Origin of the sequence: Mycobacterium sp. IS-1556 (assembly GCF_001499985.1) — a bacterium.
Lineage (GTDB): Bacteria > Actinomycetota > Actinomycetes > Mycobacteriales > Mycobacteriaceae > Mycobacterium.
Genome location: NZ_LQIM01000039.1, coordinates 301,822 through 328,332 on the forward strand (window position 1 = coordinate 301,822; position 26,511 = coordinate 328,332).

General features: G+C 67.1%; 27 protein-coding genes. 24 read left to right on the top strand and 3 right to left on the bottom strand.

Translation table 11 applies throughout. From position 1 onward, the window contains the following. Window position 1 precedes the first annotated feature (1 nt). From AU187_RS21440 to AU187_RS21470, 7 genes are all read left to right on the top strand, one after another. Window positions 2-1,228 carry an alpha/beta hydrolase family protein gene (locus AU187_RS21440; protein ID WP_059101043.1) on the top strand — a complete coding sequence of 409 codons (1,227 nt, stop codon included), beginning with the start codon at window positions 2-4 and terminating at the stop codon, window positions 1,226-1,228. After that, window positions 1,225-2,430 (top strand): CaiB/BaiF CoA transferase family protein, encoded by a 1,206-nt coding sequence (locus AU187_RS21445; protein ID WP_059101044.1) that lies wholly within the window; start codon window positions 1,225-1,227, stop codon window positions 2,428-2,430. Before AU187_RS21440 ends, AU187_RS21445 begins: the two co-directional genes overlap by 4 nt. Then, window positions 2,427-3,338, top strand: a complete 912-nt coding sequence (locus AU187_RS21450; protein ID WP_156425548.1) for a hydroxymethylglutaryl-CoA lyase — start codon at window positions 2,427-2,429, stop codon at window positions 3,336-3,338. Before AU187_RS21445 ends, AU187_RS21450 begins: the two co-directional genes overlap by 4 nt. A 1-nt stretch (window position 3,339) precedes the next feature. After that, window positions 3,340-3,951 (top strand): TetR/AcrR family transcriptional regulator, encoded by a 612-nt coding sequence (locus tag AU187_RS21455; RefSeq protein WP_172800333.1) that lies wholly within the window; start codon window positions 3,340-3,342, stop codon window positions 3,949-3,951. 82 nt (window positions 3,952-4,033) lie between these two features. Next, window positions 4,034-5,272: an acyl-CoA dehydrogenase family protein gene (locus AU187_RS21460; protein WP_059101047.1), complete on the top strand. Its 1,239-nt coding sequence runs from the start codon at window positions 4,034-4,036 to the stop codon at window positions 5,270-5,272. Further along, complete coding sequence (locus AU187_RS21465) at window positions 5,269-6,231, top strand: phosphotransferase family protein (protein ID WP_059101048.1); 963 nt, start codon at window positions 5,269-5,271, stop codon at window positions 6,229-6,231. Before AU187_RS21460 ends, AU187_RS21465 begins: the two co-directional genes overlap by 4 nt. After that, the gene (locus tag AU187_RS21470; RefSeq protein ID WP_172800329.1) at window positions 6,228-6,581 is read left to right on the top strand and encodes a DUF6285 domain-containing protein; all 354 of its coding nucleotides are present in this window, start codon (window positions 6,228-6,230) and stop codon (window positions 6,579-6,581) included. Before AU187_RS21465 ends, AU187_RS21470 begins: the two co-directional genes overlap by 4 nt. Window positions 6,582-6,636: 55 nt before the next feature. On the opposite strand, the gene AU187_RS21475 is transcribed toward AU187_RS21470, so the two are convergent. Next, a complete protein-coding gene (locus tag AU187_RS21475) occupies window positions 6,637-7,263 on the bottom strand; it encodes a class I SAM-dependent methyltransferase (protein WP_059101050.1) in 627 nt (208 codons plus the stop codon). Between the two features lie 47 nt (window positions 7,264-7,310). Here AU187_RS21475 and AU187_RS21480 point away from each other — a divergent pair, with 47 nt between their 5' ends. The 17 genes from AU187_RS21480 (at window position 7,311) to nuoN (ending at window position 24,422) form a co-directional block, all read left to right on the top strand. Further along, on the top strand, window positions 7,311-7,706 hold the full coding sequence (locus tag AU187_RS21480; protein ID WP_059101051.1) for a nuclear transport factor 2 family protein: 396 nt from the start codon (window positions 7,311-7,313) through the stop codon (window positions 7,704-7,706). Between the two features lie 9 nt (window positions 7,707-7,715). Then, the gene (locus AU187_RS21485; RefSeq protein WP_059101052.1) at window positions 7,716-8,249 is read left to right on the top strand and encodes a YceI family protein; all 534 of its coding nucleotides are present in this window, start codon (window positions 7,716-7,718) and stop codon (window positions 8,247-8,249) included. Between the two features lie 15 nt (window positions 8,250-8,264). Then, window positions 8,265-8,666, top strand: coding sequence for an Rv3143 family two-component system response regulator (locus AU187_RS21490; RefSeq protein ID WP_059101053.1), 402 nt, complete (start codon window positions 8,265-8,267; stop codon window positions 8,664-8,666). Between the two features lie 166 nt (window positions 8,667-8,832). Next, window positions 8,833-9,207, top strand: a complete 375-nt coding sequence (locus tag AU187_RS21495; protein WP_059101054.1) for an NADH-quinone oxidoreductase subunit A — start codon at window positions 8,833-8,835, stop codon at window positions 9,205-9,207. Next, window positions 9,198-9,752 (top strand): NuoB/complex I 20 kDa subunit family protein, encoded by a 555-nt coding sequence (locus AU187_RS21500; RefSeq protein ID WP_059101055.1) that lies wholly within the window; start codon window positions 9,198-9,200, stop codon window positions 9,750-9,752. Before AU187_RS21495 ends, AU187_RS21500 begins: the two co-directional genes overlap by 10 nt. After that, window positions 9,749-10,453: an NADH-quinone oxidoreductase subunit C gene (locus tag AU187_RS21505; protein WP_059101056.1), complete on the top strand. Its 705-nt coding sequence runs from the start codon at window positions 9,749-9,751 to the stop codon at window positions 10,451-10,453. The genes AU187_RS21500 and AU187_RS21505 overlap by 4 nt, the downstream gene beginning before the upstream one ends. After that, window positions 10,453-11,811 (top strand): NADH dehydrogenase (quinone) subunit D, encoded by a 1,359-nt coding sequence (gene nuoD, locus AU187_RS21510; protein WP_059101057.1) that lies wholly within the window; start codon window positions 10,453-10,455, stop codon window positions 11,809-11,811. Before AU187_RS21505 ends, nuoD begins: the two co-directional genes overlap by 1 nt. After that, the gene (gene nuoE / locus AU187_RS21515; protein WP_059101058.1) at window positions 11,811-12,686 is read left to right on the top strand and encodes an NADH-quinone oxidoreductase subunit NuoE; all 876 of its coding nucleotides are present in this window, start codon (window positions 11,811-11,813) and stop codon (window positions 12,684-12,686) included. Before nuoD ends, nuoE begins: the two co-directional genes overlap by 1 nt. After that, window positions 12,683-13,999, top strand: coding sequence for an NADH-quinone oxidoreductase subunit NuoF (nuoF, locus tag AU187_RS21520; protein WP_059101059.1), 1,317 nt, complete (start codon window positions 12,683-12,685; stop codon window positions 13,997-13,999). The genes nuoE and nuoF overlap by 4 nt, the downstream gene beginning before the upstream one ends. A 94-nt stretch (window positions 14,000-14,093) precedes the next feature. Next, window positions 14,094-16,487: an NADH-quinone oxidoreductase subunit G gene (locus AU187_RS21525; RefSeq protein WP_059101060.1), complete on the top strand. Its 2,394-nt coding sequence runs from the start codon at window positions 14,094-14,096 to the stop codon at window positions 16,485-16,487. Further along, complete coding sequence (gene nuoH, locus AU187_RS21530) at window positions 16,484-17,743, top strand: NADH-quinone oxidoreductase subunit NuoH (RefSeq protein ID WP_059101061.1); 1,260 nt, start codon at window positions 16,484-16,486, stop codon at window positions 17,741-17,743. Before AU187_RS21525 ends, nuoH begins: the two co-directional genes overlap by 4 nt. Beyond that, window positions 17,736-18,281, top strand: a complete 546-nt coding sequence (nuoI, locus tag AU187_RS21535; protein WP_059101062.1) for an NADH-quinone oxidoreductase subunit NuoI — start codon at window positions 17,736-17,738, stop codon at window positions 18,279-18,281. The genes nuoH and nuoI overlap by 8 nt, the downstream gene beginning before the upstream one ends. Next, the gene (locus tag AU187_RS21540; RefSeq protein ID WP_059101063.1) at window positions 18,278-19,048 is read left to right on the top strand and encodes an NADH-quinone oxidoreductase subunit J; all 771 of its coding nucleotides are present in this window, start codon (window positions 18,278-18,280) and stop codon (window positions 19,046-19,048) included. Before nuoI ends, AU187_RS21540 begins: the two co-directional genes overlap by 4 nt. Beyond that, window positions 19,045-19,344, top strand: coding sequence for an NADH-quinone oxidoreductase subunit NuoK (gene nuoK / locus AU187_RS21545; RefSeq protein ID WP_059101064.1), 300 nt, complete (start codon window positions 19,045-19,047; stop codon window positions 19,342-19,344). The genes AU187_RS21540 and nuoK overlap by 4 nt, the downstream gene beginning before the upstream one ends. A gap of 7 nt (window positions 19,345-19,351) precedes the next feature. Next, window positions 19,352-21,286: an NADH-quinone oxidoreductase subunit L gene (gene nuoL, locus AU187_RS21550; protein WP_059101065.1), complete on the top strand. Its 1,935-nt coding sequence runs from the start codon at window positions 19,352-19,354 to the stop codon at window positions 21,284-21,286. Beyond that, window positions 21,280-22,848 carry an NADH-quinone oxidoreductase subunit M gene (locus tag AU187_RS21555; RefSeq protein ID WP_059101066.1) on the top strand — a complete coding sequence of 523 codons (1,569 nt, stop codon included), beginning with the start codon at window positions 21,280-21,282 and terminating at the stop codon, window positions 22,846-22,848. The genes nuoL and AU187_RS21555 overlap by 7 nt, the downstream gene beginning before the upstream one ends. After that, window positions 22,845-24,422, top strand: a complete 1,578-nt coding sequence (gene nuoN / locus AU187_RS21560; RefSeq protein WP_059101067.1) for an NADH-quinone oxidoreductase subunit NuoN — start codon at window positions 22,845-22,847, stop codon at window positions 24,420-24,422. The genes AU187_RS21555 and nuoN overlap by 4 nt, the downstream gene beginning before the upstream one ends. Here the strand turns inward: nuoN and AU187_RS21565 are convergent. Further along, window positions 24,419-25,024, bottom strand: coding sequence for a TetR/AcrR family transcriptional regulator (locus AU187_RS21565; protein WP_059101068.1), 606 nt, complete (start codon window positions 25,022-25,024; stop codon window positions 24,419-24,421). The two genes, nuoN and AU187_RS21565, sit on opposite strands and share 4 nt — an antisense overlap. Then, window positions 25,021-26,478, bottom strand: coding sequence for an FAD-dependent monooxygenase (locus AU187_RS21570; protein ID WP_156425547.1), 1,458 nt, complete (start codon window positions 26,476-26,478; stop codon window positions 25,021-25,023). The genes AU187_RS21565 and AU187_RS21570 overlap by 4 nt, the downstream gene beginning before the upstream one ends. Between the last annotated feature and the right edge of the window lie 33 nt (window positions 26,479-26,511).

The following is a 26,511-nucleotide window of genomic DNA, read 5'->3' on the forward strand; positions in this document are numbered from 1 at the left end:
GATGACGCAGACGACCGAGGCGCCGGTGCGCTACGAATACGACCGTATCCCGTATCTCGTTGCCTATCAGAACACTTCGAGTGTGCGCGACGTGTACGGCGGGGTGGCCGAGTTGGTGGTGCTGGAAAGCCACCTGCTTCGACCGAAGGACCCAGAGCCGTCCGCCGCCGGAGCCGCCCCCGCGGCGACATCAGACACCGTGCTGGTGTTCATGCACCCCATCGGTGGCGGCGCGTACCTGCCGATGATGAACGGCCTAGCGCGGGCAGGCCATCACGTCATCTACTGCAACAGCCGCTTCCGCGGGACCGATTCCGCGTTGCTGATGGAGAAGGTGGTCGAGGATCTCGGCGAATGCATCAAGGACGCCAAGAACCGGCTGGGCTACTCGAAGGTGGTGCTGGCCGGGTGGAGCGGCGGCGGTTCGCTGTCGGTGTTCTATCAGCAACAGGCGCAACACCCGACGATCACGGCCAGCCCGTCGGGCGACGGCCCCGACCTGACCAAGTTGGGCCTGATCCCCGCCGACGGCCTGATGCTGCTGGCCGCCCACGTCAGCCGCCACGGCACGATGACCGAGTGGCTGGACGCGTCGATCCTCGACGAGTCCGACCCGTCGAAGCGGGATCCCGAACTCGACCTCTACAACCCGGACAACCCCAACCAACCGCCGTACTCCCCGGAGTTCCTCGACCGCTACCGGCAGGCACAGATCGACCGCAACCGCCGAATCACCAAGTGGGTCAAGGAGAAATTGGCCGAACTGAAGGCGGCGGGCCGACCCGATGACGAGTTCGCGTTCGTCGTGCACGGCACGATGGCCGACCCGCGTTGGCTGGATCCGACCGTCGACCCCAACGAACGCGCCCCGGGAACTTGCTATCTGGGCGATCCTCGAGTGGTGAACAACAGTCCCGTCGGGCTGGCCCGGTTCTGCACGCTGCGCAGTTGGCTGTCGCAATGGAGCTACGACGACGCCAACGGCGACGCGGTGCAATGCGGCCCGGACATCGCGGTGCCGACGCTGGTGATCGGCAACCTCGCCGATGACGCCTGCACGCCGAGCCATACCCGCCGGCTGTTCGAAGCGATCGGGCATCATGACAAGGAGATGCACGAGATTCCGGGCGCGAACCATTACTACGCCGGCGCCAACCAGCGCGACAAGCTGCGCCACGCGGTCGGCGTGGTCACCGACTGGCTGCACAGGCACGGCTTCTCGCTATGACGGTCTCCGGTCCGCTGGACGGCATCCGCGTGATCGAGGTCGGCACGCTGATCTCCGGGCCGTTCGCCGGGCGCCTGCTCGGCGACATGGGCGCCGAGGTGATCAAGGTGGAGCCGCCCGGCGCACCGGACCCGCTGCGCACCTGGGGTCAGGCCGAACTCGACGGGCACCACTTCTTCTGGACGGTGCACGCCCGCAACAAGAAGGCGGTGACGCTGAACCTGCGGACGGATGCCGGCCGGGCGCTGTTCCTCGACCTGGTCGAGCGATCCGACATCATCGTGGAGAACTTCCGGCCCGGCACGCTGGAGAAGTGGAACCTCGGCTATGACGTGCTGCGCGAACACAACCGCGGCATCATCCTGGTGCGCGTCTCCGGCTACGGGCAGACCGGCCCCGAGGCCCACAAGGCGGGCTACGCCTCGGTCGCCGAGGCGGCCAGCGGCCTGCGCCACATGAACGGCTTCCCCGGCGGCCCTCCGCCGCGGCTGGCGCTGTCGCTGGGCGACAGCCTGGCGGGCATGTTCGCCGCCCAGGGCGCGTTGGCTGCGCTCTACCGACGGTCGGTAACCGGCGAGGGCCAGGTCGTCGACGCGGCACTGACCGAATCCTGTTTGGCCGTGCAGGAGTCCACGATCCCGGACTACGACGTCGGCGGTGTGGTGCGCGGCCCGTCGGGCACCCGGCTGGAGGGCATCGCGCCGTCGAACATCTACCGCAGCGCCGACGGCAGTTGGGTGGTGATCGCGGCCAACCAGGACACCGTCTTCCGGCGGTTGTGCGAGGCGATGGGTCGACCGGAGCTGGCCACCGACGACAGGTTCGCCAACCATGTCGCCCGCGGCCGTAACCAGGACGAGCTGGACAAGATCATCGGCGACTGGGCCGCCGACCGCCAGCCCGCCGAGATCATCGAAACGCTCAGCGCCGCAGGCGTGATCGCCGGACCGATCAACACTGTCGCCGAAGTCGTCTCCGACCCGCAGTTCACCTCGCGCGGGATGATCGCCGACCACTTCGACGAGCGGATCGGCCGCAATGTCAAGGGCCCCGGCGTCGTACCGGTACTGTCGGAAACGCCGGGCACCATCCGGTTCGCCGGATCGTCGCGGCCCGGGCAGCACAACGACGAGATCTACCGCGGCCTGCTGGGCAAAAGCGACGCCGAATTCGACGCGCTACGGGCGAAGGGAGTGCTGTGATTCCCGATCATGTCGATATCCGCGACGTCTCGCTGCGCGACGGGCTGCAGATCGAGGAGCCGATTCCGTTGTCGGCCAAGCTCGAACTGCTCGCCGCCGTGGCCGCGACCGGAGTGCGCGAGATGGAGGCGACGGCGTTCGTCTCGCCCTCGAAGGTGCCGGCGCTGGCCGACGCCGCCGAATTGGCGTCGCACCTGCAGCAGTTCCGCGATTCCCACGGCATCGACTTCTCCGCGCTGGTGGCCAGCCCGAACGGCGCCAAACGTGCGATCGCGGCGGGATTGTCGTCGATCGAGTACGTGGTGTCGGCCGCCGACGGCCACAGCCGCGCCAACGTGGGCCGCTCCTCGGCCGAGTCCACCGCGCTGATCGGTGAGATCACCGCGATCGCACACGACAGCGGCGCCACCGTCGAGGTGATCGTCGCGACCGCGTGGGACTGCCCGTTCGACGGGCCGACGCCACATCAGCGGGTGGTCGACGTGATCACCACCGCGCTGGCGAGCGACGTCGACCGGTTGGCGATCGCCGACACGATCGGCACCACCACCCCGCGGCGGGTCACAGAGACTGTCGAGGCTCTGCGCCCGCTCATCGGTGACGTCCCGTTGGGCGCGCACTTCCACAACACCCGCGGCGCCGGGTTGGCCAGCGCATACGCCGCGGTCAACGCCGGCATCACCCGGCTGGACGCCTCGGTGGGCGGCCTCGGCGGATGCCCGTTTGCGCCGGGGGCGAGCGGCAACATCGCCACCGAAGACCTCGTATACCTGTTGCGCGACAGCGGTGTTCACGTTGATGTCGACCTGGCCGCGGCGATCGACGCGGCCGCTGTGGCGCAGCGCCTCGTCGGCCATGACCTACCCAGCTCACTGCTACGCGCGGGCGACCGGATTCTGGGCGATTGAGTTGCCCGCCGAGACGCTCAGCGCCAAGGGCCGCCAGACTCGGGAAGCGATCGAGCAAGCGGCGCGGAAGCTGTTCGCCGAACGCGGATTCCACGGCACGACGCTCAGCGACATCACCTCGGCGGCCGGTAAGTCTCCGGCGGCGTTCTACCGCTACTTCGCCGACAAGGAGGATCTGCTGGCGGCGCTGGCGGAGTCGTTCCTGCACGATATGGTGGCGCCGTCCGGAGCCAGCCTCGAGCTGCCGGGGTCGCCGGACGACGACGCGTTCTTCCGCACGGTGGTCACCGGCTACTGGAACATGTTCAAACAGAACATCGGCATCATGATCGCCGTCGCGCAGCTCGCGGCTACCCAACCTCGATTCGCCGCCGTGCAGAACGAGTTCCGCCGCTTCGGGATGGACATCGTCGCCGCCTCCGTGCGCCGAGCGCAGGAGCAGGGCTACGCGGCCGAACTCAATCCCGAACACACCGCGGCGGCGATCGCTCTGCTGTTCGAGAATTTCACCACGGTCTTCGTCGGGACCTCCGGGCTCGGGCTCGAGATCACCGACGAGGACGCCGTCGTGACGCTGTCGACGATCTGGAAGAAGACGTTGTATGGCTGGTAGTCCGCCCCCGAGCGCACGGTTGGTGTACGCAAAACGCGAGTAGACACGCCGTGCGCTCGGCGAAAGTCTGAAAGGAATCACTGTGGATTTCGCTCTGCCCGACCATCTGCCCGAACTGCTCGCCGAGATGGACGCGTTCATCGAGGCCGAGATCAAGCCGCTCGAACGCGACCACATTCAGTATTTCGACAAGCGCCGCGAACACGCCCGCACCGACTGGGACAACGGCGGCATCCCGCGGCGGGAGTGGGAGGACCTGCTCGGCGAGATGCGTCGACGCGCAGACAAGGCTGGGTGGCTGCGCTACGGTCTGCCGTCACAATTCGGAGGCCGCGACGGCAGCAACATCGACATGGCGGTCATTCGGGAACATTTGGCGCACAAGGGTCTCGGACTGCACAACGATCTGCAGGACGAGTCGTCGATCGTCGGCAACTTCCCGCAGGTCATCATGATGGACCGGTTCGGCACCGACACGCAGAAGGCCGAATGGACCGAGGCGCTGATCACCGGTGACCGGTCGATGGCCTTCGGTCTCACAGAACCCAACCACGGTTCCGACGCCACCTGGCTGGAGACCGTCGCCGTGCGCGACGGTGACGACTGGGTCATCAACGGCGCCAAGCGGTTCAACACCGGCGTGCACCGCGCCACCCACGACTTGGTCTTCGCCCGCACCTCAGGCGAACCCGGGCAGGCCCGCGGCATCACCGCGTTCCTCGTGCCCACCGACGCCCCGGGCTTCACCGTGCCGTACTACTGGTGGACGTTCAACATGCCGACCGACCACGGCGAGGTGGAGCTGAAGGATGTCCGGGTGCCCGCAGACGCGGTGCTCGGCGAGATCGACCGCGGGCTCGAGGTCGGCCAGACCTTCCTGCACGAGAACAGGATCCGCCAGGCCGCCAGCAGCCTCGGCGCGGCACAGTACTGCATCGACCGCGCGGTCGCGTACGCGCGAGAGCGCAGCGTCTTCGGCAAGCCGCTGTCGGTGAACCAGGCCGTTCAGTGGCCGCTGGTCGAACTGCAGACCGAGGCGCAGATGGTCCGGCTGCTGGTGTACTACGCGGCCACCGAGCTGGACCGCAACCACCACATGGAGGTCTCGGACAAGGTGTCGATGGCCAACTACCGCGCCAACCGGTTGGTGTGCGAGGCCGCCGACCGGGCGATGCAGGTGTTCGGCGGGGTGGGCTACAGCCGCCACGAGCCGTTCGAGCACATCTACCGCCACCACCGCCGTTACCGGATCACCGAAGGCGCGGAGGAGATTCAGATCCGGCGGGTCGCGCAGCGGCTGTTCGGGTTCGGGCGCAAGTGAAGGATCGGCTCGAGGCCGTCCTGCGCCCGGTGGTGAGCGACGACGTCGCGATCGAGAACCTGCGGGCACTCACCGGCGGGGCGAGCCGGACGACGTGGGCGTTCGACGCGGTGACGTCGAATGCGGCGCGGGCGTTGATCCTCCGCACCGGCCCGCCCGACGATGTGCACGCGTCGATGGAGCTCGAGGCGCTCGTGCAGCAGCGCGCCGCGGCGGCCGGGGCGCCGGTGCCACACATCCTCGCCGCGGACAACTCCCCTGCCGCGCTGGGCAATCCGTACCTGATCTGCGAGGCCATCGGCGGCGAGACGATCGTCCGCCGAATCCACCGCGCGCTCGACGACACCGGCCGGGAGCGGCTGCTGCACCAGTGCGCGCGGGCGCTGGCCGCCATCCACCGCGCCGACCACGAGGGCGCCGGGCTGTCGGACTCGGATCAGCTCGCCGAGTGGCAAGACCGGCTCGACGAAATGGGCGATACCACCGCCACTTTCGAGTGGGCGTTTCGCTGGCTGGCCGCCCACCGGCCGCCGCCGTCGCGTCAGGTGCTGGTGCACGGCGACTTCCGGATGGGCAACCTGATCGTCGACGATTCCGGCCTCGCGGCCGTCCTCGACTGGGAACTGGTCCATCTCGGCGAGCGGTACGAGGATCTGGCGTGGTTCTGTATCCGGGCATGGCGTTTCGGCGCACCCGAGGAACTCGGCGCCGGCGGGCTCGGCAGCGTCGAAACCTTCCTGTGCGCCTACGAATCCGCGTCGGGTGAGACGCTCGACCGGGACGCGTTCCGATGGTGGCTCACCGTCGCCACGCTGCGCTGGGGCGTGATCTGCCGGTTCCAGGCCGAACGCCACCTGTCCGGGCAGAACGAATCCGTCGAACTCGCCGCGATCGGCCGGCGGGTGAGCGAAACCGAATGGGACGTGCTGGATCTGCTCGAAGGAGGTGGTCCGAGGTGACCTGGTTGTACGGCCGGCCGACCGCGGCGGAGCTCGTCGCCGCCGTAGCCGGCTTCCTCGACAACGATGTGCGCAACGCCACCAGGCCCGACGGCGGGTCCGCCGACGCGGGGCAGGTGAACTTCCACGCCCGGGTGGCCGCCAATGTGCTGCGCATCGTCGAACGCGAGCTACTGGACACCTCGGCCGGTGAAGTCACCGACGCGTTGGCCGGAATCGGTTATCGCGACGAGCCGCAGCTGGCTGCCGCGATTCGCGCCGGCGAACTCGACGGCCGAGCGGCCGACGTGCTGCCCGTCCTGCGCACGATCGTGCGCCACCGGCTCGACGTCAACCACCCCGGCTACTAGCGATTTGTGGAGCCGCAGCGGCGGTGAGCGCCGGTGCGACTCCACAAATCGCGGGTTAGACGCGCCGGACGCGGGCGAGCCAGGCCGGTTCGTCGACCAGCGAGCCGACGGGCATGCCGAACGTCTCGACGTGCGGCTCACCGATGACGCCGCGGTAGGTCGTGCTGTCCACGGCCTCCAGCACCCAGCCGTCGCCGAAGGCGCCGCGGATGTCGGATTCGCTGACCTCCGGGCCGAAACCGTGGCCGCGGTCCGAGAGCGCCAGCACGTGCACCAGTGCATCCGGCCGGCATGCTGCGTGCAGGCTGCGGACGTACCGCGCCCGGTCCGCCTCGTCGAAGATGTGGAACAGCGCGCTGTCGACAATGGTGTCGTAACCCGGGTTTCCGAGGTTCATTGCGTCAGCGACCTCGAAGCGCGCATCGACGCCCTTGGCCGCGGCGTTCCGACGCGCGAAGTCGATCGCCGAGGGCGCGAAGTCCACGCCGACCACGTCGTATCCGAGGCGGGTGAGCATGATCGTGTGCTCGCCGGCGCCGCAGCCGACGTCCAGCACCTTGCCGCGGATCAAGCCCGCCCGTTCCAGTTCGACGACCGCCGGCTGAGGTTCGCCGATCACCCACGGTGCGGTGCCGCTCTTGTAGGCGTCGTCGAATAGCGAGAGAGTAGGTGTCACATCCATGACCGCCAGTGTTCAACCTCAACCAGTCTTGAGGTCAAGGAGGGCCTGTGACCGTTGCCGACGACACCGTCGCCGAGGTGGCGGACCGCCTGTTCGGGGCGATCGAGTCCGGCGACCACGACGCGATCCGCGCGCTGTGGAACGACGACATCGTGGTCTGGAAGGTCGCCGACGGCGACCGCGACAAGGACCGGGCGCTGCGGGTCCTCGACTGGTTCATCGACACCACGACACAGCGCCGCTACGAGATCCTGGACCGTCAACTGTTCGACGGCGGGTTCGTCCAGCAGCACGTCCTGCACGCCACCGGACACAACGGCGGGGTGATCGCGATGCGCGTCGGCATCGTGATCAAGCTGGGCGCCAACGGGCTGATCAGCCGAATCGACGAGTACTTCGACCCGGCGGAGATCGCCCCACTGCTCGAGTCGACCACACAGTGAGGAGATGACATGGCAAGCCTGAGCGAGTTTTTCAGCGATCCGGGCTCGACCGGCACGTGGACCCTCGACCCCGGCCGGTCCACCATCGCGGTCAAGGCCAAGTCGATGTGGGGTCTTGTGCCCGTCAAAGGCAAATTCACCGAATTCAGCGGCGAGGGCCAACTGACCGCTCCGCAAACGGTTTCCGGTCGTATCGACGTCAAGGCCGCGTCGCTGCGCACCGGGATCCGTAGACGCGACACGCACCTGCACTCCGCGGATTTCTTTGAGGCCGAGAAGTTTCCGGTGATCACCGCCGTCATCTCCGGCGCCGACGCGGTCGATGGCGACACCGTCGATCTGCGCGCCGAACTGACCATCAAGGACACGACCAAACCGGTGACGCTGCGAACCAAGGTGACCCCGGTCGGTGACGGCGGGATGCGACTCATCACCAAGGCCGACGTGAACCGGCAGGACTTCGGCGTCGACGGCAATCTGGTGGGCATGATCGGCGACAAGGCGACGATCTCCGGCGACTTGGTGTTCCGCCACGGCGGCTAGCCGTACCATCACCGCATGGTCGAGTCATCGCGTCCGTTGCGGGTCCTCGTCTACAGCGACAACCCCAGGACTCGAGAAGAGGTCCGGCTCGCGCTCGGCAAGCGGGTCCATCCGGATTTGCCCGAGCTGAGCTACTTCGAGGTGGCGACCGGCCCCATGGTCATCCGCCAGATGGACCAGGGTGGGTTCGATCTGGTGATCCTCGACGGCGAAGCCACCCCGACCGGCGGCATGGGAATCGCCAAGCAGCTCAAGGACGAGATCGCGGACTGTCCACCGATCCTGGTGCTGACCGGCCGACCGGATGATGCGTGGCTGGCCCGTTGGTCGCGCGCCGAAGCCGCGGTGCCACACCCGATCGACCCGATCCGACTCGGGGATGCCGTGGCGTCACTTCTGCGCACACCGGTGCAATAGCTAGAAAACACGTAATCGCCTGTCGCACTTGCCTATCGATGGCACGGCGGCATAGCCAGGTGTTGCCTATAGCGATACTAACCAAAAGGTGTGGCACGCATCCCAAAGCCCGCTAGGGTGTGGGTAAGCTCACATCGAACAGCCCACGAGGGAGCGTTTGCTCGGTATGGATTTGTACACGCCAATCCTGGTGCTTGGCGCTATCGCCGCTGCGTTCGCGGTCGGCTCGGTCGCCATTGCTCTGCTGGTCGGCCCGCGACGCTACAACCGGGCCAAGCTCGAGGCCTACGAATGCGGCATCGAGCCGGTGCCGCACGGCGGCCCGGCCGGCCAGCCGACCGGCCAGCGGTTTCCCATCAAGTACTACCTGACCGCGATGTTGTTCATCATCTTCGACATCGAGATCGTGTTCCTCTACCCGTGGGCCGTGGCCTTCGACAATCTGGGGCTGTTTGCGCTGATAGAGATGCTGCTGTTCATGGCAACGGTGTTCGTGGCCTACGCCTATGTGTGGCGGCGGGGAGGTCTGGCATGGGACTAGAGGAGAAACTGCCCGGCGGGATCCTGCTGTCCACCGTGGAGAAGGTGGCGGGCTACATCCGCAAGGGCTCGCTGTGGCCAGCGACATTCGGGCTGGCCTGCTGCGCGATCGAGATGATGGCGACGGCCAGTCCCCGGTTCGACATCTCCCGCTTCGGCATGGAGCGGTTCTCGGCGACACCCCGGCAGGCCGACCTGATGATCGTGGCCGGCCGGGTCAGCCAGAAGATGGCGCCGGTGCTGCGGCAGATCTACGACCAGATGGCCGAGCCGAAATGGGTGCTGGCGATGGGGGTCTGCGCGTCATCGGGCGGCATGTTCAACAACTACGCGATCGTGCAGGGCGTCGATCACGTCGTACCGGTGGACATCTACCTGCCGGGTTGCCCGCCTCGTCCGGAGATGCTGTTGCACGCGATCCTGAAGCTGCACGACAAGATTCAGGAGATGCCGCTCGGCGTGCACCGCGAGGAGGCGATCCGCGAGGCCGAGCAGGCCGCGCTGGCCGTCACCCCGACCATCGAGCTCAAAGGCCTGCTGCGGTGAGCGCGACCAACGGCAACGGCGCTGGTGGCGGTGGAACACCCGAGATCATCGGCGTGCGCCGCGGCATGTTCGGCGCCAAGGGGTCGGGCGACACCTCGGGATACGGCCGGCTGGTGCGGGCGGTGGCGCTGCCAGGCAGTTCGCCGCGGCCCTACGGCGGCTACTTCGACGAGGTCGTCGACCGGCTGGCCGAAGTGCTCGGCGAGGACGGCCCCCACTCCTGGGCGGAGTCGATCGAGCGGGTGGTGGTCTACCGCGACGAACTCACCCTCGAGGTTCAGCGCGAGCAGCTGCCGACGGTGGCTGCGGCGCTGCGCGACGACCCGCAGTTGCGTTTCGAGCTGTGCCTCGGCGTGAGCGGCGTGCACTATCCCGACGACGCCGGACGTGAACTGCACGCGGTCTACCCGCTGATGTCGATCACCCACAACCGGCGGATTCGGGTGGAGGTCGCCGCGCCGGACGCCGACCCGCACATTCCGTCGCTGTTCGCCGTGTATCCCACCACCGACTGGCACGAACGCGAGACCTACGACTTCTTCGGCATCATCTTCGACGGCCATCCCGCGCTGACCCGAATCGAGATGCCGGACGACTGGGTGGGTCACCCCCAGCGCAAGGACTACCCGCTGGGCGGCATCCCGGTGGAGTACCACGGCGCCGAGATTCCTCCGCCCGATCAACGGAGGGCCTACAACTGATGAGCATTTCCCACGTTCCGCCCGCGCAGGGCGGCGCATCGTCGGCGGGTGCGCCCGATGGCGAGACGGTTGTCGTTGTCGGCGGCCAGGATTGGGACCAGGTGGTGCAGGCCGCCAAGGACGCCGCGGCGTCGCACGCCGGCGAACGGATCGTCGTGAACATGGGGCCGCAGCACCCCTCCACTCACGGCGTGCTTCGGCTCATCCTCGAGATCGAGGGCGAGACCATCATTTCGGCCCGCTGTGGAATCGGCTACCTGCACACCGGAATCGAGAAGAACCTCGAGTTCCGCAACTGGACGCAGGGCGTGACGTTCGTTACGCGGATGGACTACCTGTCGCCGTTCTTCAACGAGACGGCCTACTGCCTGGCAGTCGAGAAACTGCTGGGCGTCACCGACGCGATCCCGGAGCGGGCCAGCGTCATCCGCGTGATGATGATGGAACTCAACCGGATCTCCTCGCATCTGGTCGCACTCGCGACCGGCGGCATGGAACTCGGCGCGATGAGCGCGATGTTCTACGGCTTCCGCGAGCGTGAGCTGATCCTGTCGGTGTTCGAAACCGTCACCGGCCTACGGATGAACAGCGCGTACGTCCGGCCGGGCGGCGTCGCCGTCGACCTGCCCGACGAGGCCATCCCGCAGATTCGCGATCTGCTCGAGCTGATGCCGAAGCGGCTCAAGGATCTCGAGGACCTGCTCAACGAGAACTACATCTGGAAGGGCCGCACGGTAGGCATCGGCTACCTCGACCTGACCGGCTGCATGGCGCTGGGGATCACCGGTCCGTGCCTGCGCTCCACCGGGCTGCCGCACGACCTGCGCCGGGCCCAACCTTATTGCGGCTACGAAACATACGACTTCGACGTGATCACCGACGACGGCTGCGACTCCTACGGCCGGTACCTGATCCGGGTGAAGGAGATGCACGAGTCGTTGAAGATCGTCGAGCAGTGCCTGGACCGTCTCAAGCCCGGGCCGGTGATGATCCAGGACAAGAAGCTGGGGTGGCCGGCCGACCTGAAGGTCGGCCCCGATGGGCTGGGCAACTCGAATGAACACATCGCGAAAATCATGGGCCATTCGATGGAGGGGCTGATTCACCACTTCAAACTCGTCACCGAGGGAATCCGCGTGCCTGCCGGTCAGGTGTACGTCGGGATCGAGTCTCCGCGAGGCGAACTCGGCGTGCACATGGTCTCCGACGGCGGCACTCGCCCCTACCGGGTGCACTACCGGGACCCGTCGTTCAACAACCTGCAGGCCGTCGCCGCGATGTGCGAGGGAGGCATGGTCGCCGATGCGATTACCGCAGTGGCCTCGATCGACCCGGTGATGGGGGGCGTGGACCGCTAGTGAGCATTTTTCTCGAGCTCGGCCAGCGACCCGACGAACCCGGCCCGCCCATCCACGGGCCGGCGACGTATCCCGACGACGTCATGGCGCGACTCGCCGCCGACGCGGAGAAGATCATCGCGCGCTACCCGCAGTCCCGTTCGGCGCTGTTGCCGCTGCTGCACCTCGTGCAGTCCGAGGACGGTTGCCTGACCCCGGCCGGAATCGCGTTCTGCGCCAAGCAGTTGGACCTCACCGACGCCGAAGTCACCGCGGTGGCCACCTTTTACTCGATGTACCGGCGCACGCCGACCGGCGACTACCTGGTCGGCGTCTGCACCAACACGCTGTGCGCGATCATGGGCGGCGACGCGATCCTCGAAGCGCTGCAGGACCATCTGGGAGTGCACGCGGGGCAGACGACGCCGTCCGTTGATGGCGGCCCCAGCGTCACGCTCGAGCACGTCGAATGCAACGCGGCATGCGACTACGCGCCGGTGGTGATGGTCAACTGGGAGTTCTTCGACAACCAGACTCCGTCGTCTGCACGCGAACTCGTCGACGGGCTGCGTGCCGGTGACCCTCCGGAACCGACCCGGGGCGCGCCGCTGTGCACCTTCCGCGAAACCGCGCGCACGCTGGCGGGCCTGCCGGATCCGCGCGCGGGCAACGGCAAGCTCGGCGACGCCACCCTCGTGGGTTTGCGGGTGGCCCGCGAACGCGGCATGCAGGCTCCGGAAGCCGCTGCCACGGCGGCGGCGTCGGGCGCACCCGACGACCAGAAGGCAGCGGCGGAAGCCACTCAGAACGCGCCCGCACCCGGCCCGGCAGCTACGGTGCCGCCGAAACCGAATACCACCGAAACCAACCCGGACGCAACGGATTCGCGCGCATGACAGATCTGACCCCTGTGCTCAGCCGGTTCTGGGACGAACCGGAGCCCTGGTCGCTGGACACCTACCGGCGCCACGGCGGATACGGCGCACTCGAGCGGGCACTGAAGATGGATCCCGACGACGTCATCACGCTGGTGAAGGAGTCCGGCCTGCGCGGCCGCGGCGGCGCGGGGTTCCCCACCGGCACGAAGTGGTCGTTCATCCCGCAGGACGACACCGGCGCCGGCGCCAAACCGCACTATTTGGTGATCAACGCCGACGAGTCGGAACCCGGTACGTGCAAAGACATCCCGTTGATGTTGACGACGCCGCACTTCCTCGTGGAGGGCGCGATCATCGCGGCCTACGCGATCCGGGCGCATCACGCCTTCATCTACCTTCGCGGTGAGGTGGTGCCCGTGCTGCGCCGGCTGCACGCCGCGGTCGCCGAGGCCCACGAAGCCGGCTTCCTCGGAAACGACATCCTCGGTTCGGGTTTCGACCTGGAACTGATCGTGCATGCGGGCGCGGGCGCATACATCTGCGGTGAGGAGACTGCGCTGCTGGACTCGTTGGAGGGCCGCCGCGGTCAGCCGCGGCTGCGCCCACCGTTCCCCGCGGTCGCCGGGCTCTACGCCTGCCCCACCGTGGTCAACAATGTCGAGTCGATCGCCAGTGTGCCGCCCATCGTCAGCAACGGCATCGACTGGTTCCGGTCGATGGGCTCGGAGAAGTCGCCGGGCTTCACGCTCTACTCGCTCTCGGGTCACGTCACCAACCCTGGCCAGTATGAGGCGCCGCTCGGCATCACGCTGCGCGAACTGCTGGAGTACGCCGGCGGGGTCCGCGCCGGCCACAAGCTGAAGTTCTGGACGCCGGGCGGTTCGTCCACGCCGCTGCTCACCGACGAACACCTCGACGTGCCATTGGATTACGAGGGTATGGCCGGGGCGGGCACCATGCTGGGCACCAAGGCGCTGCAGATCTTCGACGAGACCACCTGCGTGGTGCGGGCGGTGCGCCGGTGGACGGAGTTCTACGCCCACGAATCGTGCGGGAAGTGCACGCCGTGCCGAGAGGGCACCTACTGGCTGGCGCAGATCTATGAGCGCCTCGAGACCGGGGCCGGCACGGAGGCCGACATCGACAAGTTGCTCGACATCTCCGACAACATCTTCGGAAAGTCGTTCTGCGCGTTGGGCGACGGTGCGGCGTCGCCGATCATTTCGTCGATCAAGTTCTTCCGCGATGAGTACATCGACCATCTTCAAGGCGGGTGCCCGTTCGATCCGCACGCCTCCACGTTGATGGCGACCGAAAAGGCGGGCGTGTGATGACGCTTCATTGCGCGAGCAGACGCGAACTGCCCAGAAACAGGCCGAAAACTGGGCAATTTGCGGCTGCTCGCCAGAGGAGGGGGGTGGCTCGATGACGCAGACGGCCGACACCGGCACCGCGGCCACCGAGGTGGAGATGGTGCAGCTGTCCATCGACGGCGTGGACGTCAGTGTGCCCAAGGGCACTTTGGTGATTCGCGCGGCCGAGCTGATCGGCATCCAGATCCCGCGGTTCTGTGACCATCCACTGCTCGATCCGGTGGGCGCCTGCCGGCAGTGCCTCGTCGAGGTGGAGGGCCAGCGCAAACCGATGGCGTCGTGCACCACGACGTGCACGCCCGACATGGTGGTGCACACGCAGTACACCTCCCCCGCCGCGGACAAGGCGCAACAGGGTGTCATGGAGTTGCTGCTGATCAACCATCCGCTGGACTGCCCGGTGTGCGACAAGGGCGGCGAGTGTCCGCTGCAGAACCAGGCAATGTCCAACGGCCGCGCGGAGACTCGCTTCGAAGACGTCAAGCGCACCTTCCCCAAGCCGATCAACATCTCCTCGCAAGTGCTGCTGGATCGCGAGCGGTGCGTGCTGTGCGCCCGCTGCACCCGGTTCTCCGAACAGATCGCCGGCGACCCGTTCATCGATCTGCTGGAACGCGGCGCACTGCAGCAGGTCGGCATCGCGCCCGGTGAGCCGTTCCAGTCGTACTTTTCCGGCAACACCGTGCAGATCTGTCCGGTCGGCGCGCTGACCGGAGCGGCCTACCGGTTCCGGGCCCGGCCGTTCGACCTGGTGTCGAGTCCCAGCGTGTGTGAGCACTGCGCGTCGGGATGTGCCCAGCGCACCGACCACCGCCGCGGAAAGGTGATGCGCCGCTTGGCCGGTGACGAACCTCAGGTGAACGAGGAGTGGAACTGCGACAAGGGCCGTTGGGCGTTCACCTATACCACCCAGGGCGACCGCATCACCACCCCGCTGATCCGCGACGAGGACGGCAAGCTACGGCCCGCATCCTGGTCCGAGGCGCTCGCGGTGGCTGGTGCGGGCTTGGCCGCGGCAACCGGGAGCGCCGGTGTACTGGTCGGCGGCCGGGTGACCGTCGAGGACGCTTACGCCTATTCGAAATTCGCGCGGATCGTGCTGAGCACCAACGACGTCGACTTCCGCGCCCGGTCGCACAGTTCCGAGGAAGCGGACTTCCTCGCCGCCCACGTCGCGGGGCAACCGATGACGGTCACCTACACCGACCTCGAGAACGCGCCCGCTGTCCTGCTGGCCGGGTTCGAGCCGGAAGAGGAATCGCCGATCGTGTTCCTGCGGCTGCGCAAGGCTGTGCGCAAGAAGGCGCTGCAGGTGATCTCCGTGGCACCGTTCGCCACCCGGAGCCTGACAAAGCTGCGCGGTCGACTGGCCGCAGCGGCACCCGGCGGCGAGGCCGATGCCCTCGACGGACTGACCGACGACCCGCAGTTGAGGCTGCCCGGTGCGGTCATCCTGCTCGGCGAGCGGTTGGCCAACTCGCCCGGGGCGCTGTCTGCGGCAGGCAGATTGGCGGCGGCGACCGGCGCCCGGCTGGCGTGGGTGCCGCGACGCGCCGGTGAGCGGGGCGCGACCGAGGCCGGCGCGTTGCCGAACCTGCTGCCCGGCGGCCGACCGGTCACCGACAGCGCGGCGCGCGAGCAGACGGCGGCCGCGTGGCATGTCGGCGACTTGCCGAGCACACCGGGCCGAGACACCAGCGCGATCCTGGAGGCCGCCCGCAGCGGCGAACTGGGCGCCCTGCTCATCGGTGGCGTGGAACTCGCCGACCTGCCGGACCCGCAGGCCGCGCTGGCGGCGATCGAGTCCGCGCCGTTCGTCGTCAGCCTCGAGCTTCGGGAGAGCGCGGTCACCGCGGTCGCCGACGTCGTCTTCCCCATCGCACCGGTGGTGGAAAAGGCCGGCTCGTTCCTGAACTGGGAAGGCCGCCTTCGCCCGTTCCAGCCGTCGCTCAAGACGAACGCGATCCCGGATCTTCGGGTGCTGAACTTCCTGGCCGACGAGATCGGAGTGGCGCTGAACCTGCCGAACGCGTCGGCGGCCGGCGACGAGATGTCGCGCCTGGGGCTGTGGGCGGGTCGACGACCGGTCCCACCGGACCTTCCGCCGTCGAAGCCGGCTGCACCGGCCGCCGGCCAGGCCGTGCTCGCCGGTTGGCGGATGCTGCTCGACGAAGGCCGCCTGCAGGACGGTGAGCCACACCTGGCAGGCACGGCACGCCCGCCCGTCGCGCGACTCTCTGCGGCGACCGCCGCCGAAATCGGTGCGGCAGAAGGCGATCTGGTCACCGCAAGGACACCGCGCGGCTCGATCACACTGCCGTTGGCCATCACCGACATGGATGACCGGGTGCTCTGGCTACCGCTGAACTCCCCCGGTTCGGCCGTGCACCAGAGCCTGGGCGTCTCGACCGGAGACGTCGTGTCGATCGGGCGGGCCGAGCCGTGATCCATCCCGATCCGACGCTGTTCGGACACGACCCGTGGTGGCTGATCATCGGTAAGTCGGTCGCGATCTTCGCATTCCTGATGCTGTCGGTCCTCGCGGCGATCCTGATCGAGCGCAAACTGCTGGGGCGCATGCAGATGCGGTACGGGCCCAACCGCGTCGGGCCCAGAGGCCTACTGCAATCGCTGGTGGACGGCGTCAAGCTGGCGCTCAAGGAAGGCTTGATTCCCGTCGGGGTCGACAAGTTCGTCTACCTGGCGGCGCCGGTGATCTCGGCCGTTCCCGCGTTCATCGCGTTCGCGGTCATCCCGATGGGCGGCGAGGTTTCGATCTTCGGTCACCGCACGGCATTACAGCTGACCGACATGCCCGTCGCGGTGCTGTACATCCTCGCGGCGACGTCGATCGGCGTGTACGGGATCGTGTTGGCCGGGTGGGCGTCGGGGTCGACGTACCCGCTGCTCGGCGGGATCCGCTCGAGCGCACAGGTGATCTCGTACGAGATCGCGATGGCGTTGTCGTTCGTCGCCGTGTTCATCTACGCCGGCACGATGTCGACCTCCGGCATCGTCGCCGCCCAGGACGGCACCTGGTTCATCTTCCTGCTGCTGCCGTCGTTCCTGGTCTACATCACCTCGATGGTCGGCGAAACCAACCGTGCGCCTTTCGATCTGCCGGAAGCCGAGGGCGAACTCGTCGGCGGGTTCCACACCGAGTACTCCTCGATAAAATTCGCGATGTTCATGCTCGCCGAGTACGTGAACATGACGACCGTGTCGGCGTTGGCGACCACGATGTTCCTCGGCGGCTGGCACGCCCCGTGGCCGATCAACATGTGGGACGGCGCCAACACCGGCTGGTGGCCGCTGCTCTGGTTCGTCGCCAAGGTGTGGGCGTTCATGTTCCTGTTCTTCTGGCTACGCGCCACGCTGCCCCGGATGCGCTACGACCAGTTCATGGCCCTCGGGTGGAAGGCACTGATCCCGTTCTCGTTGGCGTGGATCATGATCGTCGCCACGGCGCGCGCGCTGCGTAACGAAGGCTTCAGCCAGGTGACGACGACGTTGGCGTCTCTCGGCACCATCGTGGCGCTGCTGATCGTCGCCGCGGTGTGGCGCTCGGCGCGCCGCAGAAACGTCCGAGCGATCCCAGCACAGAAGCTGGATCCGGAAGTCTTCCCCACACCGCCGCTGCCGGTCACCGAGAAGCCGACCGCAACCAAGGAGCTTGCTCCAGAGGAGAAGACACATGCCTAAGTTCTTCGACGCGATCGCGGGTTTCGCGGTCACGTTCGGCACCATGTTCAAAAAGCCCATCACCGAGGAGTATCCGGAGAAGCCGGGCCCCGTCGCGAAGCGTTATCACGGCCGCCACCAACTGAACCGGTACCCCGACGGGCTGGAGAAGTGCATCGGCTGCGAACTGTGCGCCTGGGCCTGCCCCGCCGACGCCATCTACGTCGAGGGCGCCGACAACACCGAAGACGACCGCTATTCCCCGGGCGAGCGTTACGGCCGCGTCTACCAGATCAACTACCTTCGCTGCATCGGCTGCGGCTTGTGCATCGAGGCCTGTCCCACCCGCGCGCTGACGATGACCAACGACTACGAGATGGCCGACGACAACCGCGCCGACCTCATCTGGGGCAAGGACAAGCTGCTGGCGCCGTTGCAACCGGGCATGCTGCCGCCGCCGCATCCGATGGCGCCCGGCAGCACCGATGAGGACTACTACCTGGGCAACGTCGAACCCGTCACGCAGGAGGCGGAGAAGATCACCGAGGACGTGCGATGAGGCTGGACCTGATCGCGGCCGTGGCCGCCGACAATCCCGGACACACCACGACCACCGAGGCCGTGCTGTTCTGGGTGCTGGGCGCGATCGCGGTGCTCGGTGCGCTCGGGGTGATTTCGGCGCCGAAAGCGGTGTATTCGGCGATGTTCCTGGCCACGACGATGATCGTGCTGGCGGTGTTCTACATCGCCCAGGGCGCACTGTTTCTCGGTGTCGTGCAGGTGGTGGTGTACACCGGCGCGGTGATGATGCTGTTCCTGTTCGTGCTGATGCTCATCGGCGTCGATTCCTCCGAGTCGTTGGTGGAAGCGATTCGGGGGCAACGGATTGCCGCGACCGTCGTCGGCGTCGGTTTCGGCATCCTGCTGATCGGCGGCATCGGCAACGTCTCGGCCGGCGGGTTCACCGGCCTCGCGCAAGCCAACGCGGGCGGCAACGTGGAAGGGCTGGCCGCGCTGATCTTCGTCCGCCATCTGTGGGCTTTCGAGTTGACCAGCGCGCTGCTGATCACCGCCGCGCTCGGCGCGATGGTGCTCGCGCACCGGGAACGCTTCGAGCGTCGCAAGACCCAGCGTGAACTCGCCGAAGAGCGGTTCCGGCCCGGCGGATATCCGACGACGTTGCCCAATCCCGGTGTGTTCGCTCGCAACAACGCCGTCGACATCGCTGCCCGACTGCCCGACGGGTCCGGCTCAGACCTGTCCGTCAGCCCCATTCTGCAGAAGCGGACGGTGGTGGCGACGAACGGCAAAGGGGACGACCGATGAATCCGGACAACTACCTCTACCTGTCGGCGCTGTTGTTCACAATCGGCGCGGCCGGAGTGCTGCTGCGCCGCAACGCCATCGTGATGTTCATGTGCGTGGAGTTGATGCTCAACGCGGCGAATCTGGCGTTCGTCTCGTTTTCCCGGATGCACGGCCACTTGGACGGCCAGGTCGTGGCGTTCTTCACCATGGTGGTCGCCGCCTGTGAGGTGGTGATCGGGCTCGCGATCATCATGACCATCTTCCGTGCCCGCCAGTCGGCTTCGGTCGACGAGGCCAGCCTGCTGAAACACTAGAGGGGCGATGACGATTCCTGTTTGGCTGACCATCGCGCTGCCGCTGGCCGGGGCGGCGATCCTGCTGCTGGGCGGGCGCCGGACCGACGCCTGGGGCCACCTGCTGGGCTGTGCCGCAGCGCTCGCCTCCTTCATTGTCGGCGTCGTGTTGTTCACCGACATGCTGGGCCGCGACGCCGAGCACCGCACGGTTCACCAGACGCTGTTCTCCTGGGTGCCGGTCGGCGGGCTGCAGGTCGACTTCGGCATGCAACTCGACCAGCTGTCGATGTGTTTCGTGCTGCTGATCACCGGTGTCGGCTCGCTCATCCACATCTACTCGATCGGGTACATGGCCGACGATCCCGGGCGGCGTCGCTTCTTCGGGTACCTCAACCTGTTCCTGTCGGCGATGCTGCTGCTGGTGCTCGCCGACAACTACCTCGGGCTCTACATCGGCTGGGAGGGCGTCGGTTTGGCGTCCTATCTGCTGATCGGCTTCTGGGCTCATAAACCGTCGGCGGCCACGGCGGCCAAGAAGGCGTTCGTCGTCAACCGCGTCGGCGACATGGGCCTGGCCATCGCGATGATGGTGATGTTCGCCTACATCGGGTCGATCTCATACGCGGGCGTGTTCGCTGCCGCCCCCGCAGCCGGCGAAGGTGTGCTCACCGCGATCGGGCTGCTGCTGTTGCTGGCCGCGTGCGGGAAGTCGGCGCAGGTGCCGCTGCAGTCCTGGCTGGGCGACGCCATGGAGGGCCCGACGCCGGTGTCGGCGCTCATCCACGCCGCCACCATGGTGACCGCGGGCGTCTACCTGATCGTGCGCTCCGGGCCGGTGTTCGACCTCGCGCCGAACGCCCAGTTGGGTGTCGTGATCGTCGGAGCGGTCACCCTGCTGTTCGGCGCGATCATCGGTTGCGCGAAAGACGACATCAAGAAAGCCCTTGCGGCGTCGACGATGTCGCAGATCGGTTACATGGTGCTGGCCGCGGGGCTCGGCCCGATCGGCTACGCATTCGCGATCATGCACCTGCTGACCCACGGCTTCTTCAAGGCTGGGCTGTTCCTGGGCGCCGGGTCGGTGATGCACGCGATGAACGACGAGGTCGACATGCGCCGCTACGGCGGCCTGCGCAAGGCGCTGCCGATCACCTTCGCCACGTTCGGCCTCGGCTACCTCGCGATCATCGGAGTGCCGCCGCTGGCCGGCTTCTTCTCCAAGGACGGAATCATCGAAGCGGCGCTCGGCGCCGGCGGCGTCAAAGGATTCATCCTCGGCGGCGCGGCGATCCTGGGCGCCGGCATCACCGCGTTCTACATGACCAGGGTGATGCTGATGACGTTCTTCGGGGAAAAGCGTTGGGCCTCCGAGGCGAGCGATGGGCCCACGCCCGAAGGGCAGGGGACGACGGGGAATCAGCTTGTGGCGCATCCGCACGAGGCCCCGGCGGTGATGACATGGCCGATGATCCTGCTGGCCATCGGGTCCGTCGGCTCCGGCGCGGCCTTCGCGATCGGCGGCACCCTCGAGCATTGGCTCGAGCCGGTGGTCGGTGCGCATGAGGTGCACCACGTCGCGCCGGTGTGGGTGGTGACGACGGTGATCCTGGCGGTGGTGGCGGTGGGCATCGCCATCGCCTACCGGATGTACGCCCGCAAGCCTGTGCCCGAACAAGTCCCGGCCGGATCAGCGCTCACCGTCGCGGCCCGAAGAGACCTGTACGGCGACGCATTCAACGAACAGATGCTGATGCGGCCCGGTCAGGTGCTGACCCGCGGGCTCGTCGAAATCGACGACGAGGCGGTCGACGGCGCCGCCAGCGGGCTCGCCGGTCTGGTCAGCCGCGTGTCGGACAGGTTGCGGCGGTTGCAGACCGGTTACGCCCGCTCCTATGCGCTCTCGATGCTCGGAGGTGCGGTTCTGATGGTCGCGGCGATGCTGGCGGTGCAGCTGTGGTGAACAACTTTCCTTGGCTGACCGTGCTATGGGCGACGCCGACCGTCGGGGCTGCGCTGGTGATCCTGGTGCCGGCCGCGCAGCGGGTGCTGGCCAAATGGTTCGCGTTGGCCGTCTCGATTGCGGTGTTGGCGATCACCGCACTGCTCGCGGTGCGGTTCGAGCCCGGCGGCGAGCAGTATCAGTTCGTCGAATCGCACCGGTGGATACCGTCTTTCGGCACCGGCTACATCCTCGGCGTCGACGGTATTGCGATGGCGATCGTGGTGCTCACCGCCGTGCTGGTGCCGCTGCTGATCATCGCCGGATGGAACGACGCTGACGCCCGCACCGGCCTGCGCGGACGGTCGGTCCAGACCTACCTCGCGCTGACCCTGGCCGTCGAGGGCATGGTCCTGATGTCGCTGGTCTCGCTCGACATCCTGCTGTTCTACGTGTTCTTCGAGGCGATGCTGATCCCGATGTACTTCCTCATCGGTGGGTTCGGTGGTGAGAATCGTTCCAAAGCTGCGGTGAAGTTCCTGCTGTACAACCTGTTCGGCGGTTTGATCATGCTGGCCGCGGTGATCGGGCTGTACGTGGTGACCGGCTCGAGCGACGCCTTCGCTGCCGGCACATTCGACTTCCGCGAGATCGTGACCGCGGTATCCAGCGGCGAGTTCGTCGTCAACCCCGCCGTGATGAACATGCTGTTCCTCGGCTTCATGTTCGCGTTCGCGGTCAAGGCGCCGCTGTGGCCGTTCCACCGCTGGCTGCCCGACGCCGCGGTCGAGGCGACACCGGCCAGCGCGGTGCTGATGATGGCGGTCATGGACAAGGTCGGCACGTTCGGGATGCTGCGCTACTGCCTGCAGTTGTTCCCGGACGCGTCAATGTATTTCCAGCCGCTGGTGGTGACACTGGCGGTGATCGGAATCGTCTACGGCGCGATCCTTGCGATCGGGCAGACCGATGTGATGCGGCTGATCGCCTACACATCGATCTCCCACTTCGGGTTCATCATCCTGGGCATCTTCGTGATGACCAGCCAGGGGCAGTCGGGCTCGACGCTGTACATGGTCAACCACGGCCTGTCGACGGCCGCACTGTTCCTCATCGCCGGATTCCTGGTGTCGCGCAGGGGCACCCGTCTGATCAACGCCTACGGCGGCGTGCAGAAGGTGGCGCCGGTGCTGGCGGGCACCTTCCTCGTCGCCGGACTGGCGACGCTGTCGCTTCCGGGCCTGGCACCGTTCATCAGCGAATTCCTGGTGCTCATCGGCACGTTCACCCGCTTCCCGGCGCTCGCGGTATTCGCCTCGACCGCACTTGTGCTGTCGGCCATCTACATCCTGTGGATGTACCAGCGGATGATGACGGGGCCCGTCACCGACGGCAACGCTCGGGTGCGCGACCTGGTGCCGCGCGAGCTCGTCGTCGTCGCGCCGCTGATCGCCCTGCTGCTCGTGTTGGGGGTGTATCCGAAACCCGCGCTCGATGTCATCAATCCCGCGGTCGACCACACCTTGACCACGATCGACCAGCCTGACCCTGCACCCAGACTCGCGGAAGGGCCGACACCATGACCCTCACCCCGCCGACCGTCGAATACGGCCTGCTGTGCCCGATGTTGATCATCTTAGGGGTCGCGATCGCCGGGGTTCTCGTCGAAGCGTTCCTGCCGCGGCAACGCCGCTACGCCAGCCAACTGGTGCTCTGCTTCGCCGGTCTGGCGGCGGCCCTGGTGGCCGTGGTGGTGCTCGCGCGCGACCTGCACGGCAGCGTCGGTCGTTCGGCGGTGATGGGCGCGGTCGTCGTCGATGCTCCTGCGCTGTTCCTGCAGGGCACGATCCTGCTCGTCGGCGTGCTGGGCGTTCTGCTGATCGCTGAACGGCAGGTCGGCGCGAACATCGACGCCGACAACGGCATTCGCGGCCTGGACGGGTTCACGCCCCAAGCCTCCGCGGTGCCCGGCAGCGTCGCCGAGCAATTGGCGACCAAGGCCGGCGTCATCCAGACCGAGGTCTTCCCGCTGACGATGTTCGCGGTCGGCGGCATGTTGTTGTTCCCCGCCGCCGACGACCTCTTGACGATGTTCATCGCGCTCGAAGTGCTGTCGTTGCCCTTGTACCTGCTATGCGGGCTGGCGCGCAAGCGTCGCCTGCTGTCGCAGGAAGCGGCGATGAAATACTTTCTGCTGGGCGCCTTCTCGTCGGCGTTCTTTCTCTACGGCGTCGCGATGCTGTACGGGTATGCGGGGACGCTGAACCTGGACGGCATCGCCGAGGCCGTCGCCGCGGGGTCGGGTAAGACGTCGCTGGCGCTGATCGGCACCGGCCTGCTGCTGGTCGGTGTGCTGTTCAAGGTCGGCGCGGTACCGTTCCACTCCTGGATCCCCGACGTGTATCAAGGAGCACCTACCCCGATCACGGCGTTCATGGCGGCTGCGACGAAGATCGCCGCGTTCGGCGCGATGCTGCGGGTGTTCTACGTCGCGCTGCCCGGACTTCGCGACGACTGGCGTCCGGTGCTGTGGGCGGTCGCCATCCTCACGATGGTGATCGCCACCGTGGCCGCGGTGACCCAGGCGGACGTCAAGCGGATGCTCGCCTATTCCGCGGTGTCGCATACCGGTTTCATGCTCACCGGGTTGATCGGCGGGAACGAGGCCGGTCTGTCCTCGACGCTGTTCTATCTTTTCGCGTACGGGTTCAGCACCGTCGGGGCGTTCGCGGTCGTCGGCCTGGTGCGCGATGCGGCCGGCGAGGAGGACACCGCGATGGCCCGGTGGGCCGGTCTGGGCCGGCGGTATCCCATTGTCGGCATTGTGTTTTCGCTGTTCTTGCTCGCGTTCGCGGGCATTCCGCTGACCAGCGGCTTCGTCAGCAAGTTCGCGGTCTTCAAAGCCGCGGGCGAGGGCGGTGCGATCGCATTGGTGGTCATCGGCGTCGTCGCGAGCGCGATCGCCGCATACTTCTATGTGCGGGTCATCGTGTTGATGTTCTTCACCGAGCCACCCGATGACGCGCCGACGGTGGTGGTACCGAGCCTGTTGAGCACCACGGTGGTCACCGCCACGGCCGCGGTGACGTTCGCGCTCGGCGCGCTGCCGCAACCACTGCTGGATCTGGCGAACAACGCGAACCAGTTCCTGCGTTAGGTGGCCGGGAGCAGCCCGACCTGACGGTAGGCGGTCTCCAGGTAGCGTCGCATCTGCCTCTCGGTCGGCGGATTGGGTTGCAATACCCGGTATGTCACGGCGCCGGCCAGCATGTCGACGAGAACGTCGAGATCGGCGTCCTCGGGAACCGCGCCGTCTCGCTGAGCGCGTTCGAGCATGGCGATGGTGAGGGTGCGGCGGGGCAGGATGTAGCGGTCCCAATACGTCTGCATCAATTGCGGGTGCGTCACGGCAGAGCCGTAGATCTGCGCCGCCAGGGCCCGGAACCGGGGATCGGTCGCGGTCCGCGCCGCTCCGGCGATGTTGCGTCGGACGAAGACATGAGGCGATGTCGCCGCGATCTCCTCGCGGGTCGGCCATTGCACATCGGCGCTCACGAGTGCCTCGATCGCGTCGGCGACAAGTGGTTCCTTACCTGACCATCGCCGGTAGATGGTCGGCTTGCCGACGCCGGCACGTTTGGCCACCTGCTCGATGCTCATACCGGCGATTCCGTGTTCGATGAACAATTCGAGTGCCGCCCGCATGATCGCGGTGTCGAGCTCCTGGCTTCGCGGCCGGCCGCGGCTCGGCGCAGTCACCGCACGGTTCCCGTCGTGAGCGCACGAGACAGCCACTGGCGCAATGCCTCCTGTCGGCGCCCGCGCCACGCGAGGTGGCCGTCCGGGCGAACGAGCATCGCGTCACCGTCGATGCGTCGATCGATCACCGAAACACGGTCAGCACCGAGGTGTTCGATCGCGATCTTTGCGAGGTCGTCATCGGATCCCAGAAGTCCCCACCGCCCGTTCAATTCGGCGCCAGACAGCCCGGGTACCCGGTCGCCTGGTCGTGGTCCGCGCGACGGCAGCGATCGGCGCGCCAACGGTCCGTGACGGTAGGTCACCCACAACTGCGACGTCCGGTACGTCACCCAACGTTGCACAGCGGGCAGGTTCATCACCGGCACCACGACGCGGTCGCGGATGAAGCGCCCGATCATGCTCTGCGCCACATTCACTTTCGTCACCGCACTGGTGCCTCGCAACACTTCGGTGGCTAGTGGACGACGTTCGGCTTCGTACGTGTTCAGCAGCTTCTCGTCGGCGCGGCCGGCCGTGACGAGCGCGAGCTTGAATGCGAGATTCTCGGCGTCGCCGAGACCGGTCAACATCCCCTGACCGCCGAAAGGGGCGTGAGTGTGCGCGGCGTCGCCGGCGATCAGCACCCGACCACGCCGGTATGTCGCTGCCAGCCGGCGATGCACGCTGAACATCGACAACCACTCGGCGTGTTCTATAGGAGCTCGGCGGCCGGTGCGCTCGGGAATGATGCGCTCCAACCGCGCGAGAATCTCTTGCTGGCTGGGTTTTTGCGTTGGCGCATCCGGGTCGTAGGCGATGATGCGCCACAGCCCGTCGGGCATCGGCATCGCTCCGATCATCCCGTCCTGGTGTATCCAACCGGTGGTGCCCGAGCGGTCGAGGTCCCAACCGATGCGCAGGTCGGCGAGTAGGAAACGTTCGGTGAGCCGGACTCCGGGGAAGTCGATGTCGGCTGCACTCCGCGCGACGCTGGCCGCGCCGTCGCAGCCGATCAACCAGCGGGCCTCGATCGCGTTCCCGTCGTCAGTGACCGCCGTGACCGCATCCGACTCCTGGTGCACGCCGACGAGAGTTGTGTCCCAGTGAATTTCGCCGCCGAGTGCAGCGAGCCGGTCACGCAGCGCGCCCTCGACGGCGGCCTGCGAGATCACCATCGGCGGTGCCGCGGTGTGCATGCCGGGGTCACCGAACCGGATTCGCATGATCGGCTTGTCACCGAGATACGTCAGGATGCTCATCGCCCGCACTGACCGATCGGGCAGATCGCCGAGTGCGCCGAGGCGGTCCAGTACTTCGGACCCACGCGCGTGCAGGAAGTTCGCCCGCGACGTGGTCGCCGGCGCGACCGCCTTGTCGATCACCTGAACGCGGACACCTTGCATCAGCAGGCCGCAGGCCACGGCCAAACCCGTGGGCCCCGCCCCGACCACGAGGACATCGAGATCATTCATCGCCATATTTCCTTTACGAGTCCGTGTCGTAAT